Below are 17,417 nucleotides of genomic sequence, written 5' to 3' on the forward strand. Positions count from 1 at the left end.
ACCTCACCCATTGAGCGAGGTTGTGAGATATGGGATTAATGTCCCGGGAATGGCACCAGGCTGTAGCTGGTAATACCCTGTTTTTCCAGACGCTGCTCGCCGCCGAGATCGAACAGGTTGATGATGAATGCCGCGTCGGTCACTTCCCCGCCCAGACGACGGATCAGCTTCACGGTCGCTTCGATGGTGCCGCCGGTTGCCAGCAGATCGTCCACCACCAGCACTTTGTCGCCTGGCTTGATAGCATCAACGTGAATTTCCAGCTGATCGGTGCCGTATTCCAGCTCATAGCTCTCAGCAATGGTTTCACGCGGCAGTTTGCGCGGCTTACGCACCGGCACAAAACCCACGCCCATCGCCAGCGCAACCGGTGCGCCAAACAGGAAGCCACGGGCTTCAGTACCTACTACTTTGGTGATCCCGGCGTTTTTATAACGCTCAACCAGCAGTTCAATGCTGAGGGCGTACGCTTTCGGGTCTTCCAGCAAGCTGGTGACATCGCGGAAAAGAATGCCAGGTTTTGGATAGTCCTGGATACTTTTGATGCTATTTTTCAGATATTCAAGCTGCTGTGCAGTTGCGGTCATCGGTTTGTGCCTAAATGAAACAGTGTTACTCACGGCGCGCGACGAGTCGGTCAAAGTAACAGTTGTTTAACCTTTGACCAGGCGCACCTGTGCTCGAAAACGGTCGAATTTACTGGCTGTGCGCCATAATTGCAACCGCCATGATGAGGCTTCAGTGCTTTTGTTGCTTTTCATCAACCACGGGGATCCGCCACATAAAGATCAGCAGGCAGGCCAGGATCGCCAGCAGCAGAATGCGCACCCACATCATTTTCACCAGCCATAACGAGACGGCGAAGGTGATCAGGATGAAGGCAATGGCGCGCGGCTTGGCCCCGGGCGGCATAGCCCGGTGTTTTTGCCAGTGCCGCAGGTAGCCGCCGAACCACGAGCGGTACAGAAGCCAGTGGTGAAAACGCGGCGACGAGCGGGCGAAGCACCAGGCGGCCAACAGGATAAACGGGGTGGTCGGCAGCAAGGGCAAAACCACACCCAGCGTACCCAGCACTACCGCGAGCCAGCCAATGATGATTAAAATAGTACGCTGCATAATGCGAATCGTTATCAAACTGAACGGCTACTTTACCACTGGAGAGCGCCTTGAAAACAGCACTGCTTCTTGAGAGGCTGCAAAATCAGCTGATCGCGCTGCGGGCGCAGGCCACACCGCTGATGGGCCACGCCACGCTGAAACCGCGCTTTGACCGGCAGCTCTTCCGCACCCGCAGCACCGTCATTCAGGATTATCTTGCTGAAGCGCAGACCAACCTCGACGAGCTTCGCCACGCGGTTGAGAGTGAACAGCAGGAACAGGTCGCGTGGCTTGCGGAGCATCTTACCGAGCAGATCACCGCCCTGCACCGGGAAATCGCCGCCTGGCCGCTACGGGCGTGGGACAGCGCCTCGCCGGGACTGGGAAAATGGCAGCGCAAGCGGCTGGAGAACCAGGAGTTTGAGCGCCGTCTGTTTGAGATGAAGCGTGAGCGCGAAGCCCGCCTGAACACCAGCGAAACGCTGGAAGAGCAGCAGTTATTAATGCGTGAAATCAGCGCGCTGGAAGGCCGCATCGTCCGCTGCCGTCAGGCGCTGGATGAGATTGAACGCGTCATTGAACGCCTGACCCGTTAACAGGAGCAGCGGATGTCACTGGAAAATGCCCCCGATGAGGTCAAACTGGCCGTCGATTTAATTATGCTGCTGGAGAATCATGCGATCCCGGCTGAGACGGTGCTGAAAGCGCTGGAGATTGTGCGGCGGGATTTTGAGGGGAAACTTCCCCCTCACCCTGCCCTCTCCCCAGAGGGGAGAGGGAAATAATTCAAGCAGGAGTAGGGTCGTCCCCCTTAATTTCGCGCTTCACTTCCGTATGCTCGTCACCTTTCTCGTTACGCAGGTGCACTTCAAGCTGGTTGAAGGCGATATTTATATTGTTTTCACGACACAGACGGTCAATGGTGCGGTTCAGCTCATCGACGGTGTAGCTGCGATCGCGCAGTTCGCGTACGTACAGGCGCAGCTCATGATCCAGCGTGCTTGGCCCGAAGGTGGTGAAGAACACGTCAGGCGCAGGATCGTGCATCACTTTAGGATGTGATTTCGCGGCTTCCAGCAGGACCTCTTTCACTTTATCCAGATCTGAACCGTAGGCCACCCCGAGTCGGATCACCACGCGGGTGGTGGTATCCGAGAGCGACCAGTTGATCAGGCGCTCGGTCACAAAGGCTTTGTTCGGGATGATCACCTCTTTACGATCGAAGTCGGTAATGGTGGTCGCACGGATGCGGATCTTGCTGACGGTCCCGGAGAAGGTGCCGATGGTGACGGTATCGCCGATACGCACCGGACGTTCGAACAGGATAATCAGGCCAGAGACAAAGTTACCGAAGATCTCCTGCAAGCCGAAGCCCAGACCCACCGACAACGCTGCCGCCAGCCACTGAAGTTTATCCCACGAGACGCCCAGCGAGCCGAATACCGTCATCGCCCCGACAATAATAATGACGTAGTTCAGGATGGTAGTAATGGCGTACGACGCCCCCTGACGCAGGTTCAGCCTCGAGAGCACCAGCACTTCCAGCAGACCCGGCAGGTTGCGGATCAACGCCCAGGCAACCACTGACGACACCAGCGCAAAGAGCAGGCTGCCCATGGTGACGCTTTTCATTACCGCAGCGCCCGCTTCGGTACCGTTGTATTGCCAGAGCGTGATACTGTCGAGGTAGGCGAAGACGGTAATTAAATCAGACCAGATGGCCCAGAACATCACCGCAAACAGGGCGATCATCACCAGCATGGTAATACGCATCGTTTGCTGGTTGACCTGCTCCAGGGCGATAGTCGGCTCTTCCTGCGGCTCTGCCCCTTCAGCCCCCTCTTTCACCTGATGCTGCCGACGGGCAACAGCACGACGATACGCAATGCGGCGCGCCGCTACGCTCAAACCACGCAGCACGGTCTGGAACAGCAGGTTCCACACAATCACCAGATAAACCGTTTCGATCCAGCGGCCTGACAGACGCAGCGTGGTATAGAAGTAACCCGTCGCCGTCAGCACCATCAGCGCCAGCGGAATGATCGCCAGCACCGTTACGGTAACCAGACGAAGATTATGGGACTCTTTATCCCGCCAGCTGTCGCGGCACATCGGCCACATAAGGACGGCAATCAGCAGCAGGTTCAGCATAATCACCAGTTGCCCCAGTACGTCATCCATCAGATGCAGCGGCGAAAGCTCGGCCACAACTGACCAGAAGTGCAGCGGCAGCAGCGCGAGGCTGATGCGTACAATCTGGCGACGCCAGTGGCTGGTGAGTTTTTCCGGCATGTTGAAGTGGCGGACGGCGACGCCATCTTTTTCCAGCACTTTCCAGCACAGGCCAAACACCAGCCAGAACAGCGCCAGCTTCTTGCTGAACGCCCACAGCAGATCGCTGATATTCAACTGCATGGTCAGCAGGATCAGGCCCACGGCGAGTATCAACAGGCAGACCGGCAGAGCACGGATCAGATCGATCAGGATCGCTTTCGGGGTGTGCAGCTGGCTGTCGTTACGCAGTTGGCCCACTTCCGAGGCCAGCTTCGCCTGGTACTGTTTCAGCCATTTCAAACGCCAGCGTATTACGCCAGCGATGAGCAGCAAAGGCAGTCCCGCCAGGAAGGCAATCATTACCGCAGGCCAGGCTTTCTCCCAGTTCACGGTAATTTTCATGCTTTTTATCTGGGATTTCAGCGTTTCCGGGAAAGATTTAAACCAGTCCCAGTCCATGGGTTTATTGCTGTTCACCCAGAAAATCTGCTGGGTCAGGATCTCCTGGAGGCTTTTAGAAACGCTCACCAGCTGCTGCTGGTTGATTTGCAGGTTAATCGCCATCATCAACTGGTTGCCCAGCTGCTTGTTGAGCTGATCGAGCAGTTCGCGGCGCATGTCCACCACCTGCAACAGCGCGTCGTGAACTTCAGCGTTCACTTCACCTGAATGGCCCTCTTCCACTTTGGCAACGAAGGTATCGCTCTGGAATAGCGCATCGCGCTGCTGGTTGACGTCAAACTGTTCAAGACGCAAATCCGCAATGCGATTGGTCATGTCTTCCAGCTCGTCGGCGGACGGCAGCGTCTGCTGTTGCTGGTAGAGAATGCGCGACAGCAGCAGGCTGCCCTTCAGGACGGCAATCTGCTCCTTGACGTTACGCTCGGCCTGCAACGCGCGATCCAGCCAGTTTTTGACCTTGATATTCTGCTGTACCAGCGCGCTGCCGTTTTCAGTCGCCTGGATCAGACGTTCGCTCAGCTGGTGGTTAATCTCCAGCTCCTGCTTCACCAGCGGGTTGGCCTGAATACGCGCCGTCTCGTCTGGCGAGACCGCTTCCTGGGCCGTTTTTTCAGTCAGGGTCAGGCGCTTGCTGTTTACCGCTTCCTGCAACAGCTGAAGCTGATGCTCAAGCCGGTTGATATTCGCGGTCACGTAGTCACGCTGTTTTTGCAGCGCATCCTGTAGCACCGTGTTGCCTTCCAGGCTCTTACGCTGCTGTTCAATCTCCGCGTTTAGCAGCGTCTGCTGGATATTCAGCAGCGTTTGCTGGGTGGGGCGAAGCGCCCCTTCCCCAACGGTGACGCCATTCAGACGGTTACGTATCTGCTGTAGCTGTTGCGATGCGGAGTACATGGCGTTCTGCACGCGCTCAGGCTGGGTTTGCAGCGAAACCAGCTGGCTGTTATAGGTTGAGAGATCGGACTGCGCCGTTTGCAGATCGTCCAGCAGCTGCGCCACGCGCGACTCAAGCTGGCGCAACGACAGCGTGGCAAGCGTTTTTCGGGTTTCATCGTCGTTGTCGACGTCGCTGAGCGCATTCAGCGCCTCCGTAGCCTTACGCATGTTTTCCGGCGCCTGAGCGACCTTCTGCCTCAGCTGGGCCGTTTCGGCTTTGATACGATCTATCTTGTCCAGCGTTTCCAGGGTTTCCGTCAGGTCCTGCTGAACAAGTTTTTCCAGGGCGGACAGATCTTTCTGCTTATTCAGGGTGTCGAGTTGCGCCTGAACATCAGCACGCGTGGGAATGTCACTGCCGTTGTCTGCACGGGCCCAGGAAAGCGGCGCGGCTGCAAAGTAAAACAGCAGGATCAAAAACAGGGCCAGAACAGGATGTTGCGAGCGATTGGTGTGCAGCATAGTTGTGAATGTGATGTGAGAAATGACCGGAAATAGTCGGGCATGAAGGATATCACGCCCGGCTGAAGCAGAATAGTACGACGGAAAGGGTCTACGATTTTTCCCGTACCCGATCAGGCAGAACGGGGGTGATGCTTACTTTGAAGGGTCGGACAGAGCTGGCACATCTCAAGAAAAATGTCGACATAGCTGCGCGCCTCTGATCTGAGATCGAACGACTCCGGAGCAAAAAGCCAGTTTTCCATCAGGCCGGAAATATAGCTGCGCATCAGGATCGCCGCCCGGCGGGTGAGTAAGGTGGCAGGAAGCATTTTGGCCTGCATGCACTCCGTGAGGACCTGTTCGATGCGATCGTAGCTTTCCAGACACAGGTTGCGTTGCGCCTGCTGAACCACCGCCATTTCGCCAACGAACTCACATTTATGGAAGATGATTTCCATCATCAGACGGCGGCGCTCTTCAACAACTGTCGCTTCAAGGATATATACTAGAATTTCTCTTAACACAGAGAGTGGATCGTGAGGGAATTTTGCCCGATACTCACTCTCAAGATCGCTAATGCTGGACTCTGAAAGCTCCCAGATTTCACCAAACAGATCGGACTTGTCTTTGAAATGCCAGTAAATCGCTCCCCGCGTGACGCCCGCGGCCTGAGCAATCTGTGCCAGCGAGGTTGCCGAAACACCCTGCTGTGAGAACAAACGCATTGCCACATCCAGAATGTGTTGTCGGGTTTCCAGCGCTTGTTGTTTGGTTTTTCGTGCCATACGTTGATGAATTTACAGGAGTCAGATTTACATACATTTATGAATGTATGTACCATAGCATGACGATAATATAAACGCAGCAATGGGTTTTTAGACTCAGGACCCTTGATCAATTTGAAATCGGACACTCGAGGTTTACATATGAACAAAAACAGAGGGTTAACGCCTCTGGCGGTCGTTCTGATGCTCTCAGGCAGCTTAGCGCTTTCAGGATGTGACGACAAAGAGGCTCAACAAGGAGCTCAGCAGGTGCCAGAAGTTGGCGTCGTGACGCTCAAATCCGAACCTCTCCAGATGACAACAGAACTACCGGGCCGCACCAGCGCCTATCGCATTGCGGAAGTGCGTCCGCAGGTAAGCGGTATCATCCTGAAACGTAACTTCACCGAAGGCGGTGATGTCAAGGCAGGTGAGTCTCTGTATCAGATTGATCCAGCAACCTACCAGGCGTCTTATGAGAGCGCTAAAGGCGATCTGGCGAAAGCAGAAGCGGCAGCCAAAATTTCGCAGCTGACGTTGAATCGTTACAAGAAGCTGCTCGGCACGCAGTACATCAGCCAACAGGATTATGATTCAGCCCTGGCCGATGCGCAGCAAGCCAACGCGGCCGTTGTGGCGGCGAAAGCGGCGGTAGAAACCGCGCGTATTAACCTGGCCTACACCAAAGTGACCTCCCCTATCAGCGGTCGCATTGGTAAATCTGCCGTCACCGAAGGTGCACTGGTGCAAAACGGTCAGACCAACGCACTGGCCACCGTGCAGCAGCTTGACCCGATCTATGTTGACGTTACCCAGTCCAGCAACGATTTCCTGCGTCTCAAACAGGAGCTGGCAAGCGGTCAACTGAAACAGGAAAACGGTAAAGCCAAGGTTGAACTGGTTACCAACGACGGTATCGAGTTCTCGCAGACCGGTACACTGGAATTTTCTGATGTGACCGTCGATCAGACCACCGGCTCAATCACCATCCGGGCCATTTTCCCGAATCCGGATAAAACCCTGCTGCCGGGTATGTTCGTACGCGCCCGTCTTGAGGAAGGGACTAACCCAAGCGCCATTCTGGTTCCTCAGCAGGGTGTGACCCGTACGCCACGCGGCGATGCGAGCGCGCTGGTTGTGGGTGCCGATAACAAAGTCGAAATGCGCAATATCACTGCAACGCAGGCGATTGGCGACAAGTGGCTGGTGACGGAAGGTCTGAAAGATGGCGATCGCGTGATTATTACTGGTTTGCAAAAAGTTCGTCCTGGCGCGCAGGTCAAAGCGCAGGAAGTGAAATCTGACGACAAACAACAAGCGTCGGCCGCTGGCCAGTCAGAACAAACCAAGTCTTAACTTAAACAGGAGCCGTTAAGACATGCCTAATTTCTTTATCGATCGCCCCATATTTGCGTGGGTGATCGCCATTATCATCATGCTGGCCGGGGGACTTGCGATCCTGAAGCTGCCTGTTGCGCAATATCCAACGATTGCGCCACCGGCAGTAACGATCTCCGCAACCTACCCGGGCGCTGATGCGAAAACGGTGCAGGATACCGTTACGCAGGTTATCGAACAGAACATGAACGGTATCGATAACCTGATGTACATGTCCTCAAACAGTGACTCAACCGGTACGGTTCAGATCACCCTGACCTTTGAATCCGGTACGGATGCGGACATTGCGCAGGTTCAGGTGCAGAACAAATTGCAGCTGGCGATGCCTCTGCTGCCGCAGGAAGTACAACAGCAGGGCGTGAGCGTCGAGAAATCGTCCAGTAGCTTCCTGATGGTTGTCGGCGTGATCAACACCAACGGCACCATGACGCAGGAGGATATTTCCGACTACGTGGGCGCCAACATGAAGGACGCCATCAGCCGTACGTCAGGTGTGGGTGACGTTCAGCTGTTTGGTTCCCAGTACGCCATGCGTATCTGGATGGATCCGAATAAACTGAACAACTTCCAGCTGACGCCGGTTGACGTGATTAACGCCATCAAAGCGCAGAACGCCCAGGTGGCAGCCGGTCAGTTAGGCGGTACGCCGCCGGTCAAGGGCCAGCAGCTTAACGCCTCGATCATCGCGCAAACCCGTCTGACCTCCGCGGATGAGTTCAGCAAAATTCTGCTGAAAGTGAATCAGGACGGTTCGCAGGTTCGCCTGCGTGACGTAGCGAAAGTGGAGCTGGGCGGCGAGAACTACGACGTTATCGCGAAGTTCAACGGCAAGCCGGCATCTGGTCTGGGTATCAAACTGGCGACCGGCGCTAACGCCCTGGACACCGCGACGGCTATTCGTGCAGAGCTGAAGAAGATGGAACCGTTCTTCCCGTCAGGTCTGAAAATCGTTTATCCGTATGACACTACGCCGTTCGTAAAAATTTCGATTCACGAAGTGGTAAAAACCCTGGTTGAGGCGATCATCCTCGTCTTCCTGGTAATGTACCTGTTCCTGCAAAACTTCCGCGCGACGCTGATCCCAACCATCGCCGTACCGGTTGTATTGCTTGGGACCTTCGCGGTTCTGGCGATATTTGGCTACTCGATAAACACCCTGACGATGTTCGGGATGGTGCTCGCCATCGGCCTGCTGGTGGATGACGCCATCGTGGTGGTCGAAAACGTCGAGCGTGTGATGGCGGAAGAAGGCCTGCCGCCGAAGGAAGCAACCCGTAAATCTATGGGCCAGATCCAGGGCGCGCTGGTCGGTATCGCGATGGTACTGTCCGCGGTGTTTATCCCGATGGCCTTCTTTGGCGGCTCTACCGGTGCGATTTACCGTCAGTTCTCCATCACCATCGTTTCGGCGATGGCGCTGTCGGTACTGGTTGCGCTGATCCTGACGCCAGCCCTGTGCGCGACGATGCTGAAGCCGATTCAGAAAGGCGGACACGGCGAGCATAAAGGGTTCTTCGGCTGGTTCAACCGCATGTTTGATAAGAGCACGCACCACTACACCGACAGCGTGGGTAACATCCTGCGCAGCACCGGTCGTTACCTGCTGCTCTATATCATCATCGTGGTGGGGATGGCATTCCTGTTCGTTCGTCTGCCAAGCTCGTTCCTGCCAGATGAAGACCAGGGCGTGTTCCTGAGTATGGCGCAGCTTCCGGCCGGTGCGACGCAAGAGCGTACGCAGAAAGTGCTGGATGAGATGACCGACTACTTCCTGACCAAAGAGAAAGACAACGTCGAATCCGTGTTTGCGGTTAACGGCTTTGGCTTCGCGGGTCGTGGTCAGAACACCGGTATCGCCTTCGTTTCTCTGAAAGACTGGTCTGAACGTCCAGGTGCAGAGAACAAGGTAGAAGCCATTACCGGCCGTGCAATGGGCACCTTCTCACAGATTAAAGATGCGATGGTCTTTGCCTTTAACCTGCCAGCGATTGTTGAACTGGGTACGGCGACCGGCTTCGACTTCCAGCTGATTGACCAGGGCGGTCTGGGCCACGAAAAACTGACGCAGGCGCGTAACCAGCTGTTTGGCGAGGTGGCAAAACACCCTGACCTGCTGGTGGGCGTGCGTCCTAACGGCCTGGAAGATACGCCGCAGTACAAGATCGATATCGACCAGGAAAAAGCGCAGGCGCTGGGTGTTTCCATCAGCGACATTAATACCACGCTGGGTGCAGCCTGGGGTGGCAGCTACGTCAACGACTTCATCGACCGTGGTCGCGTGAAGAAAGTGTACGTGATGTCCGAAGCGCAATACCGCATGCTGCCGAACGATATCAACAACTGGTACGTTCGCGGTAGCGATGGCCAGATGGTGCCGTTCTCCGCCTTCTCAACCTCGCGCTGGGAATACGGTTCGCCGCGTCTGGAGCGTTATAACGGCTTGCCATCGATGGAAATCCTCGGTCAGGCAGCGCCAGGCCGAAGCACCGGTGAAGCCATGAACCTGATGGAAGAACTGGCCAGCAAACTACCTGCGGGTATCGGCTACGACTGGACCGGCATGTCCTATCAGGAACGTCTGTCCGGTAACCAGGCCCCTGCCCTGTACGCCATTTCACTGATTGTGGTGTTCCTGTGTCTGGCGGCATTGTATGAGAGCTGGTCGATTCCGTTCTCCGTTATGCTGGTGGTTCCGCTGGGGGTTATCGGTGCACTGCTTGCCGCAACCTTCCGTGGGCTGACCAACGACGTTTACTTCCAGGTGGGCCTGCTGACAACCATTGGCTTGTCGGCGAAGAACGCGATACTCATCGTCGAATTCGCCAAAGATCTGATGGAGAAAGAAGGAAAAGGCCTGATTGAAGCAACGCTGGAAGCCGTTCGTATGCGTTTGCGTCCAATCCTGATGACGTCCCTGGCGTTTATCCTCGGCGTTATGCCGCTGGTTATCAGCTCCGGCGCGGGCTCCGGCGCACAGAACGCGGTAGGTACGGGTGTAATGGGTGGTATGGTCACGGCGACCGTTCTCGCCATCTTCTTCGTACCGGTGTTCTTCGTGGTGGTTCGTCGCCGCTTCAGCCGCAAAAATGAAGATGTTGAGCACAATCATTCGGTAGAACATCACTGATACCGGTTTCACATGATAAAAAGGCCGCATTTGCGGCCTTTTTCATTTTCAGAAAAAATCATAAAATAGACCTATTGCTTTTCTATTTATTTTCTTCTTTTTAAATGAGGCCTGGCATAATAGGCCGATAACTTACACCAGGAACTCAGCCTTCTTTTATTATCATTTTGCGGCGTAAATTATTCGGACTATTCCTAAGTAACGGAAATTATCTGAAGATATCTGGTTTCGGACTTCACATGAAACTTTGCGCTAACTCAATGAATTTTAAGGAACCGATAAAAAACGGTTTTTTATTTGATTAACGTGGTTGCTGCAAAAGGTACATTTGCGTAAAGGCTCGCACAGTAACGATTTAATTGTAATTTTTCGTAATAGCGCGGTGAAATCTTGATCAGAGTGGCTTATAGTTAGACTTATCAGGAACACAGCTCCCATGTGGCTAAGCAAGTTGTATCCATCCCGACATGATGTTCGGTGAGTAAGAAATCACTCAGAAGGGGATGCGCTATGGACGAGTACTCGCCAAAAAGGCATGATATCGCGCAGTTGAAATTTCTCTGCGAATCCTTGTACCATGACTGCCTTGCCAATCTTGAAGAAAGTAACCATGGCTGGGTGAACGATCCAACGTCTGCTATCAATTTACAGCTTAACGAGCTGATCGAGCATATCGCCACCTTCGCACTTAATTATAAAATTAAGTACAATGAAGATAATAAGTTGATAGAGCAAATTGATGAATACCTGGACGACACCTTTATGTTGTTCAGCAGCTACGGCATTAACGCACAGGATTTGCAGAAATGGCGTAAATCAGGAAACCGCCTATTTCGCTGCTTCACTAATGTCAGCAGAGCTAATCCGGTTAGTCTTTCCTGTTAAAATTATTACAATTACTAAGGTGAATTTATGTCTGATAAACCATTAACAAAAGTCGATTATTTGATGCGCCTGCGACGCTGCCAGTCAATTGACACCCTCGAACGTGTTATTGAAAAAAATAAATACGAGCTCTCTGATAATGAACTGGCGGTATTTTATTCAGCTGCCGACCATCGTCTGGCTGAACTAACCATGAATAAACTGTATGACAAGATCCCCTCTTCGGTATGGAAATTTGTTCGTTAATCGTTGAAGAGAGACTGTAAAGGCACTACGCCCGTTGTTAAGCTGAATTTACCTTTCGAATTACGCTTCAAGTGCAAACGCCAGGTTCCCGTATAAAACGTATTTATGCGCATAAATGTTGTGACTCCCGTCACAGCCGCTTTTAGGGAACGTTCCCTTTCTGGTTAATCCTCTTTACGCTGCGTAAAACGATTCCAGAGAGGTTCCCATGAGTGAAGAAAAACAGAAGATGATTGCAGGTGAATATTACCGCCCTGGCGATGACACGCTGAGGGCTGACCGTTTACGCGCGCGTCATCTTGTTCACCGCTATAACCATACCGCACCCGATGAGAAGGCCGAACGTCGCGCCTTATTAGCTGACCTGCTGGGCCAAAGCGAAGGCGCCTATATAGAACCGAGCTTCCGCTGCGACTACGGGTATAACATCTATCTGGGCAAAAATTTTTATGCCAACTTTGACTGCGTCATGCTGGATGTCTGCCCTGTCCGCATTGGCGATAACTGTATGCTTGCGCCGGGGGTGCACATTTATACGGCCACGCATCCTCTGGATGCGACCGAACGTAACAGCGGGCTGGAGTACGGTAAACCGGTCACCATTGGTGATAACGTCTGGATCGGCGGACGTGCGATCATTAACCCGGGCGTAACCATTGGCGATAATGCGGTTATCGCTTCCGGCGCGGTAGTGACCAAAGACGTGCCGGCCAATGCTGTCGTGGGCGGCAATCCGGCGAAAATCATTAAAATGCTCTAAGCGCATCCTGAGTAACTGTTATGCTTTTTCCTGGCATAACTGTTACTTTCATCGCGTAAACCCCTCTCATAAAATAAGCAGATCACCTGTATTTTCAACAATCATAAAGGCAAAAAATGACAGAGATACAGCGCCTGCTTACCGCCACCATCGACGATCTCAATACTCGCGAAAAGCGCGACAATCGCCCGCGCTTTAGCATCAGCTTTATTCGCAAACACCCCGGGTTGTTCGTCGCCATGTACGCCGCCTGGCTGGCAACGCTTATCGTCATGCTGAAGTCTGAAACGCTGGTCGATTCCGTCTGGCTGCTGGTAGTGCTGTTCGTGGTGTTTAACGCGTTTTTCTTTTTCGACGTCAATCCGCGTTACCGGTATGAAGATATCGACGTACTCGATTTCCGCGTGTGCTACAACGGGGAGTGGTACAACACGCGTTACGTGCCGAAGGAGCTGATCGACAGCATCCTGCACTCGCCGGCTGTCGAAGCCGGGCAAAAAGAGAAGTTGCAGAAAATGGTCACCACCAAGGGCCAGCTCTCTTTTTATGATGTCTTTACCCTTTCCCGCCCCACTGCTGCGTAATTAACGCCTGAAGACGTCGGATACCCGGCGCAAACTGCGAAGCAGAGGTATTGCCGTAACCTAAAACCAGACCGGTTTGCCCCTGCTTCGTCTCAAGGTAATATCCGCTCAGCGCAGCGGGTGCCAGCTGAAACGCTCTTGCCTGCTCCACCAGCCGCTGGTCGTCGATACCGTCAATCGCCAGCGCCAGGTGCATCCCTCCTTCTCCGGCAAGAACACGGTGCGGCGTATGAAGCTCTGCGCTTAGCACCTCTCGCAGTTGGCGGTATCGCTTACGATAAAGTCGGCGCATGGCGGCAAGATGTCGCGCATAGTGGCCTTCCTCAATAAACAGCGCCAGGGTGCGCTGTTCAGCGCGATGCCCGCCGCGCAGCAGCGAGCCGATGGCGGGACGTGCCGCCTTCGCCAGCGCTGGCGGTAACACCATGAACCCCATTCGGAGCGACGGAAACAGCGTTTTGCTGAACGTCCCCAGATACACAACGGGCGCGTTGTTGACCATACCCAGCATCGCCGGGACGGGCTCACCGGTATAACGGAATTCGCTGTCGTAATCGTCCTCAATGATCCACGCGTTGTGCTGCCGGGCCAGTTCCAGCAGCGCCAGACGCCGCCGCGCGCTGAGTACGCTTCCGTAAGGGAACTGATGCGATGGCGAGGTAAAAATCAGCGTGGGTGAAGGCGCACACAGCCCTTCCCAGCACATCCCCTCGTCATCCACCGGTATGCCGGTCATCGCCAGACCGGTTTTGACAAAAGCGCTTTTGGCGCCGCTATAGCCGGGATTTTCCACCCAGGCGACATCCCCCGGCTCGCTTAACAGCATTGTGCACAGATTGACGCCCTCCAGCGCCCCTTCGGTTATCACTATCTGGCTGGCGTCACAGTCAATGCCGCGGGAGAGCGCAAGATGGCGGGCAATGGCGGCCCGTAGCGACGGCTCGCCGGCAGGGTCGCCATACCCTAACAGGGCGCTTCCCTCCTCGCGCAGGACGCGATCGTACAACCGCCGCCACAGCGGCAAGGGGAAATAGTTGATGGCAGGCGTTCCCGGCGTAAACGCCATCACCGGAGTGTCACGCGGCACAGGCGCGGGCAGCCGGGCGACACGTTTTGTCAGCCTGACTTCCGGGTCCGGTAATGTCCGGGCAATCGTACGAGGAGCGAATTGCCCCACCCGCGTGCCCTGGCGGCTACGCAGCAAATAACCTTCGAGCGTGAGCTGGTCCAGCGCCGCGTTGACGGTATTTCGGGACACCGAGATCTGATGCGCCAGCGTTCGTGAGCCGGGCAAATGGCTGCCGGAACGAAGCCTTCCGCACAGTATGGCCTCCCGCAAAGCAAGATAGAGCGCGCGCTGGAGCGTCTCTGTCCCACGTTTTTTCAGCGCAGCATGGAGCAAGGTGTATAGCTCATCACCCGGTATATTCATCATTCCTCCTTGTGGTACCAGAAAAACATAACCTGGTGGTTCTTTTTAAGGAACCAGCAATTCATTAATCTGGAGATCTTCTTAACATCATGGAAATAAAGATGAATACATTCAATGAGTTTGGTCAACCTGTAGGGGAAAGCCTTATCGACTGGCAGCCTCGGCCGCACCCGTCCCGGGTGGTACTTCAGGGTCGCTATTGTCGGCTTGAGCCGCTGCGCATGGAGCATGCCCACGCGTTGTTCTCTGCGTATTCCGTGGCCGGAGATACCCGAAGCTGGACGTGGCTGCTGCGTGAGCCCGATGCCACCGCAGAGGAGTTTGCCGAATGGGTGGCGAGCGTAAGCGAATTAGCCGATCCCATCCACTTTACCGTTATCGATAACCAGACCCAGTCTCCTGTCGGGACGCTGTCCCTGATGCGGATCGATCCTAAAAACGGCGTCGTGGAAGTGGGACATGTTCACTTCTCGTCACTGTTAAGCCGCACGCCCATGTCGACAGAAGCGCAGTATCTGCTGATGCGGTACGTGTTCGATACCCTGGGCTACCGGCGTTATGAATGGAAGTGCAATAGCCTGAACGAACCCTCCCGCAAAGCGGCCCTGCGTCTTGGCTTTCAGTTTGAAGGGCGTTTTCGCCAGGCGCTGGTCATTAAAGGCCGAAACCGGGACACCGACTGGTTTTCAATTCTCGACAAAGAGTGGCCAGCGCTGGCGAGCGCCTTTGAAAGCTGGCTTGCCACCGACAATTTTACTGCCGATGGCAAACAGAAAAGATCCCTGGAAAGCTGGCGAGAAACGCGCGTCTAGCGCCTTTTTTTACGCCCCTGCACCGCCTTAAAGCGCGGGTTAGATTTGCAAATCACGTATAAGCGTCCCTTGCGTTTGACTATCTGGCAATCCGGGTGACGCTGTTTTGCACTGCGCAATGAGTTAAGCACCTGCATGATTAGCCTCGCTTCGCATCAAGAAAGCCGCCAAAACGCTTGCGGAAGCGTGCCGCGCTGCCATCTGTCGAGAAGGTCTTCTGCTTCCCGGTATAAAACGGATGTGATTTAGAGGAGACATCAAGAGTAACGTAAGGATACGTTTTCCCCTCAAGCTCAATTTCACGATCTGTCTTAATCGTTGAGCCAACTTTAAAATATTCATTAGCCGTGGTGTCGTGAAACACAACGGTGCGATAGGTTGGATGGATATTCGGTTTCATCTCTGGCCTTTATGTATTGTTATAACATAACAAAATACTATCTGAGCTTTGCTGCAAAAACAACCCCTGTGACGCACAGACTGTTTTTGAAAGGTTTATTCAGATACCTGTCTGAGACGGTTGCATGCTATAACTATATCATTTACCGATAAAAACTTTTTCCTCTGGCGCGCAAACTCCAGGCCCGGGGCGGGCATATGGGAAGGATAAAACAGCATGCGTACCCGACATCTGGTCAGCCTGGTGACAGGCGTACTGATCTTCTCTGTGCTGGTCCCTGTGTGCCTCAGTATCTGGCTGGCGCATCGTCAGGCTGAGGAGAAATTTGTGGACGCGCTGGACAGCTATGCCTCGCGTGTCCTGATCCGTACCGACAGAGTCGTTGCGCAGGCAAAACAGGCGCTCACGCACCTACAGACATTCCACGCCCCGCCCTGCACTCCCCCGCATTTACGCGAAATGCGCCGGGTCGCGTTCTCATGGCGCTATATCCAGGAAGTGATGTATATCGATAACCTGAAACCGCTCTGCTCATCGCTTGAACAATCCAGTGATACGGCGATCTTACCGCCCCCAATGCGGATCACAGAAGATGGTTATAGCGCGTGGCTCACCTCGCAAAACGACCTCGGCATTCAGCGTTATATGGCCGTTCTGGGGAAAGGACATTATCTGGTAATGGTCGATCCGGCGTCGCTTGTGGATGTTGTTCCGTTTGGTGAAATCTCAATGGATGCCGCCCTGGTGGGCAGCTCAACCCATCATATATTTGCCAGAAGCAATGTTCTCGACCCGTATATTCTCTCTGTCGTTAAGGAGCAGCAGGACGTTACGCGCGTGCAATACAACGGCTCAATGTACGTGATGAAACCTGTACCCGAACTGGGGTTTACGGTGATCGCTTGGGTGTCGTTAAAACCGCTGGCGGCTTCCTGGCACCAGCAACTGATCATCTGGCTACCGGCTGGCATACTGCTAAGCCTGGTTGCTGCCCTTATTGTCCTGCGCATTCTCCGCCGTTTGCTGTCCCCGCGTCACCGCCTGATCGACGCGATCAACAACCGGGAGATCGAGGTTCACTACCAGCCCATCGTGGCGCTGTGTAGTGGAAAACTGGTGGGTGCTGAAGCGCTGATGCGCTGGCCGCAGCCAGATGGCAGTAACCTGTCGCCTAATCTCTTTGTTCCGCTGGCTGAGCAGACAGGGCTTATTTCAACGCTGACGCGGCTAGTGGTAAATGAGGTATTTGAGGATCTAGGCGCCTGGCTACACCATCACCCGGAACTGCATATTTCTGTCAACCTTGCGCCATCGGATTTAACGTCCCCCGAGCTGCCTCGCCAGCTGAGTCAGTTGCTCAACAAATGGGGCGTCCACCCGCGCCAGATCGCCCTTGAATTAACCGAGCGCGGGTTTGCCGATCCTGCCGTCAGCGTACCTGCTATCGCTGCATTTCGCCGCGCCGGGCACGCTATCTACATTGATGATTTTGGCACGGGTTACTCCAGCCTGAGCTATTTGCAGGATCTGGATGTCGATACTCTGAAGATTGATAAATCCTTTGTGGATGCGCTGGAGTACAAGCACGTGACTCCCCACATCATCGAAATGGCCAAATCGCTTAAACTGGCGATGGTCGCAGAAGGCATTGAAACTGAAGGGCAGATCGAATGGTTGCATCGCCACGGCGTGCAGTACGGCCAGGGCTGGTATTTCAGCAAGGCGCTGCCTAAAGAGGATTTCATTCTCTGGGCCGCGCACAACCTCAGGAAATAAACCGATTGTGCGGTGTTAC

17 protein-coding genes are annotated in these 17,417 nt (G+C 54.3%); 10 read left to right on the forward strand and 7 right to left on the reverse strand.

Annotated elements, in window-relative coordinates; translation table 11 throughout:
- Nucleotides 1-35: 35 nt before the first annotated feature.
- Together apt and CU081_RS22425 are read right to left on the reverse strand one after the other, a co-directional pair.
- The gene (gene apt, locus CU081_RS22415) at nt 36-587 is read right to left on the reverse strand and encodes an adenine phosphoribosyltransferase (RefSeq protein WP_000127359.1); all 552 of its coding nucleotides are present in this window, start codon (nt 585-587) and stop codon (nt 36-38) included.
- 151 nt (nt 588-738) lie between these two features.
- Nucleotides 739-1,116, reverse strand: a complete 378-nt coding sequence (locus CU081_RS22425; RefSeq protein ID WP_022650503.1) for a DUF454 family protein — start codon at nt 1,114-1,116, stop codon at nt 739-741.
- A gap of 50 nt (nt 1,117-1,166) precedes the next feature.
- Here CU081_RS22425 and priC point away from each other — a divergent pair, with 50 nt between their 5' ends.
- Nucleotides 1,167-1,694, forward strand: coding sequence for a primosomal replication protein N'' (priC, locus tag CU081_RS22430; RefSeq protein WP_022650502.1), 528 nt, complete (start codon nt 1,167-1,169; stop codon nt 1,692-1,694).
- Between the two features lie 12 nt (nt 1,695-1,706).
- Entirely contained in the window at nt 1,707-1,883 is a 177-nt protein-coding gene (rsmS, locus tag CU081_RS22435) for a pleiotropic regulatory protein RsmS (protein ID WP_022650501.1), read from the forward strand.
- 1 nt (nt 1,884) lies between these two features.
- Here the strand turns inward: rsmS and mscK are convergent, their stop codons facing one another.
- A complete protein-coding gene (gene mscK, locus CU081_RS22440; RefSeq protein WP_022650500.1) occupies nt 1,885-5,232 on the reverse strand; it encodes a mechanosensitive channel MscK in 3,348 nt (1,115 codons plus the stop codon).
- A 113-nt stretch (nt 5,233-5,345) separates the two neighbouring features.
- The gene (acrR, locus tag CU081_RS22445) at nt 5,346-5,999 is read right to left on the reverse strand and encodes a multidrug efflux transporter transcriptional repressor AcrR (RefSeq protein ID WP_032645864.1); all 654 of its coding nucleotides are present in this window, start codon (nt 5,997-5,999) and stop codon (nt 5,346-5,348) included.
- 141 nt (nt 6,000-6,140) lie between these two features.
- On the opposite strand from acrR, the gene acrA reads away from it, so the two are divergent.
- From acrA to CU081_RS22475, 6 genes are all read left to right on the forward strand, one after another.
- Nucleotides 6,141-7,334: a multidrug efflux RND transporter periplasmic adaptor subunit AcrA gene (acrA, locus tag CU081_RS22450; RefSeq protein ID WP_058647476.1), complete on the forward strand. Its 1,194-nt coding sequence runs from the start codon at nt 6,141-6,143 to the stop codon at nt 7,332-7,334.
- 22 nt (nt 7,335-7,356) lie between these two features.
- The gene (gene acrB / locus CU081_RS22455) at nt 7,357-10,503 is read left to right on the forward strand and encodes a multidrug efflux RND transporter permease subunit AcrB (RefSeq protein ID WP_022650497.1); all 3,147 of its coding nucleotides are present in this window, start codon (nt 7,357-7,359) and stop codon (nt 10,501-10,503) included.
- Between the two features lie 510 nt (nt 10,504-11,013).
- Nucleotides 11,014-11,388, forward strand: coding sequence for an Hha toxicity modulator TomB (gene tomB / locus CU081_RS22460; protein WP_006809850.1), 375 nt, complete (start codon nt 11,014-11,016; stop codon nt 11,386-11,388).
- Nucleotides 11,389-11,415: 27 nt separating this feature from the next.
- Complete coding sequence (locus CU081_RS22465) at nt 11,416-11,634, forward strand: HHA domain-containing protein (protein ID WP_015571250.1); 219 nt, start codon at nt 11,416-11,418, stop codon at nt 11,632-11,634.
- Nucleotides 11,635-11,842: 208 nt separating this feature from the next.
- Nucleotides 11,843-12,394 (forward strand): maltose O-acetyltransferase, encoded by a 552-nt coding sequence (maa, locus tag CU081_RS22470; protein WP_022650496.1) that lies wholly within the window; start codon nt 11,843-11,845, stop codon nt 12,392-12,394.
- A gap of 116 nt (nt 12,395-12,510) precedes the next feature.
- Nucleotides 12,511-12,978, forward strand: a complete 468-nt coding sequence (locus tag CU081_RS22475) for a YlaC family protein (protein ID WP_022650495.1) — start codon at nt 12,511-12,513, stop codon at nt 12,976-12,978.
- On the opposite strand, the gene pdxR is transcribed toward CU081_RS22475, so the two are convergent.
- Entirely contained in the window at nt 12,950-14,410 is a 1,461-nt protein-coding gene (pdxR, locus tag CU081_RS22480; RefSeq protein WP_022650494.1) for a MocR-like pyridoxine biosynthesis transcription factor PdxR, read from the reverse strand. The two genes, CU081_RS22475 and pdxR, sit on opposite strands and share 29 nt — an antisense overlap.
- 101 nt (nt 14,411-14,511) lie before the next feature.
- Here pdxR and CU081_RS22485 point away from each other — a divergent pair, with 101 nt between their 5' ends.
- Nucleotides 14,512-15,222 (forward strand): GNAT family N-acetyltransferase, encoded by a 711-nt coding sequence (locus tag CU081_RS22485; RefSeq protein WP_022650493.1) that lies wholly within the window; start codon nt 14,512-14,514, stop codon nt 15,220-15,222.
- Here CU081_RS22485 and ykgO read toward each other — a convergent pair.
- Both ykgO and CU081_RS22495 read right to left on the reverse strand, forming a co-directional pair.
- Nucleotides 15,219-15,359 carry a type B 50S ribosomal protein L36 gene (ykgO, locus tag CU081_RS22490; protein WP_003859006.1) on the reverse strand — a complete coding sequence of 47 codons (141 nt, stop codon included), beginning with the start codon at nt 15,357-15,359 and terminating at the stop codon, nt 15,219-15,221. The two genes, CU081_RS22485 and ykgO, sit on opposite strands and share 4 nt — an antisense overlap.
- A 2-nt stretch (nt 15,360-15,361) precedes the next feature.
- A complete protein-coding gene (locus CU081_RS22495) occupies nt 15,362-15,622 on the reverse strand; it encodes a type B 50S ribosomal protein L31 (protein ID WP_015571255.1) in 261 nt (86 codons plus the stop codon).
- Between the two features lie 216 nt (nt 15,623-15,838).
- On the opposite strand from CU081_RS22495, the gene CU081_RS22500 reads away from it, so the two are divergent.
- A complete protein-coding gene (locus CU081_RS22500; protein ID WP_022650492.1) occupies nt 15,839-17,398 on the forward strand; it encodes an EAL domain-containing protein in 1,560 nt (519 codons plus the stop codon).
- The last annotated feature ends 19 nt before the right edge of the window (nt 17,399-17,417 follow it).

The sequence above is a fragment of the Enterobacter sp. CRENT-193 genome (genome assembly GCF_002787395.1).
Taxonomy (GTDB): Bacteria; Pseudomonadota; Gammaproteobacteria; order Enterobacterales; family Enterobacteriaceae; genus Enterobacter; species Enterobacter hormaechei_C.

What these genes read in the sequence shown, in the direction of transcription:
- apt (WP_000127359.1), bottom strand. Translation starts at nt 587, where the DNA reads ATGACCGCAACTGCACAGCAGCTTGAATATCTGAAAAATAGCATCAAA.
- CU081_RS22425 (WP_022650503.1), bottom strand. Translation starts at nt 1,116, where the DNA reads ATGCAGCGTACTATTTTAATCATCATTGGCTGGCTCGCGGTAGTGCTG.
- rsmS (WP_022650501.1), top strand. Translation starts at nt 1,707, where the DNA reads ATGTCACTGGAAAATGCCCCCGATGAGGTCAAACTGGCCGTCGATTTA.
- mscK (WP_022650500.1), bottom strand. Translation starts at nt 5,232, where the DNA reads ATGCTGCACACCAATCGCTCGCAACATCCTGTTCTGGCCCTGTTTTTG.
- acrR (WP_032645864.1), bottom strand. Translation starts at nt 5,999, where the DNA reads ATGGCACGAAAAACCAAACAACAAGCGCTGGAAACCCGACAACACATT.
- acrA (WP_058647476.1), top strand. Translation starts at nt 6,141, where the DNA reads ATGAACAAAAACAGAGGGTTAACGCCTCTGGCGGTCGTTCTGATGCTC.
- acrB (WP_022650497.1), top strand. Translation starts at nt 7,357, where the DNA reads ATGCCTAATTTCTTTATCGATCGCCCCATATTTGCGTGGGTGATCGCC.
- tomB (WP_006809850.1), top strand. Translation starts at nt 11,014, where the DNA reads ATGGACGAGTACTCGCCAAAAAGGCATGATATCGCGCAGTTGAAATTT.
- CU081_RS22465 (WP_015571250.1), top strand. Translation starts at nt 11,416, where the DNA reads ATGTCTGATAAACCATTAACAAAAGTCGATTATTTGATGCGCCTGCGA.
- maa (WP_022650496.1), top strand. Translation starts at nt 11,843, where the DNA reads ATGAGTGAAGAAAAACAGAAGATGATTGCAGGTGAATATTACCGCCCT.
- CU081_RS22475 (WP_022650495.1), top strand. Translation starts at nt 12,511, where the DNA reads ATGACAGAGATACAGCGCCTGCTTACCGCCACCATCGACGATCTCAAT.
- pdxR (WP_022650494.1), bottom strand. Translation starts at nt 14,410, where the DNA reads ATGAATATACCGGGTGATGAGCTATACACCTTGCTCCATGCTGCGCTG.
- CU081_RS22485 (WP_022650493.1), top strand. Translation starts at nt 14,512, where the DNA reads ATGAATACATTCAATGAGTTTGGTCAACCTGTAGGGGAAAGCCTTATC.
- ykgO (WP_003859006.1), bottom strand. Translation starts at nt 15,359, where the DNA reads ATGCAGGTGCTTAACTCATTGCGCAGTGCAAAACAGCGTCACCCGGAT.
- CU081_RS22495 (WP_015571255.1), bottom strand. Translation starts at nt 15,622, where the DNA reads ATGAAACCGAATATCCATCCAACCTATCGCACCGTTGTGTTTCACGAC.
- CU081_RS22500 (WP_022650492.1), top strand. Translation starts at nt 15,839, where the DNA reads ATGCGTACCCGACATCTGGTCAGCCTGGTGACAGGCGTACTGATCTTC.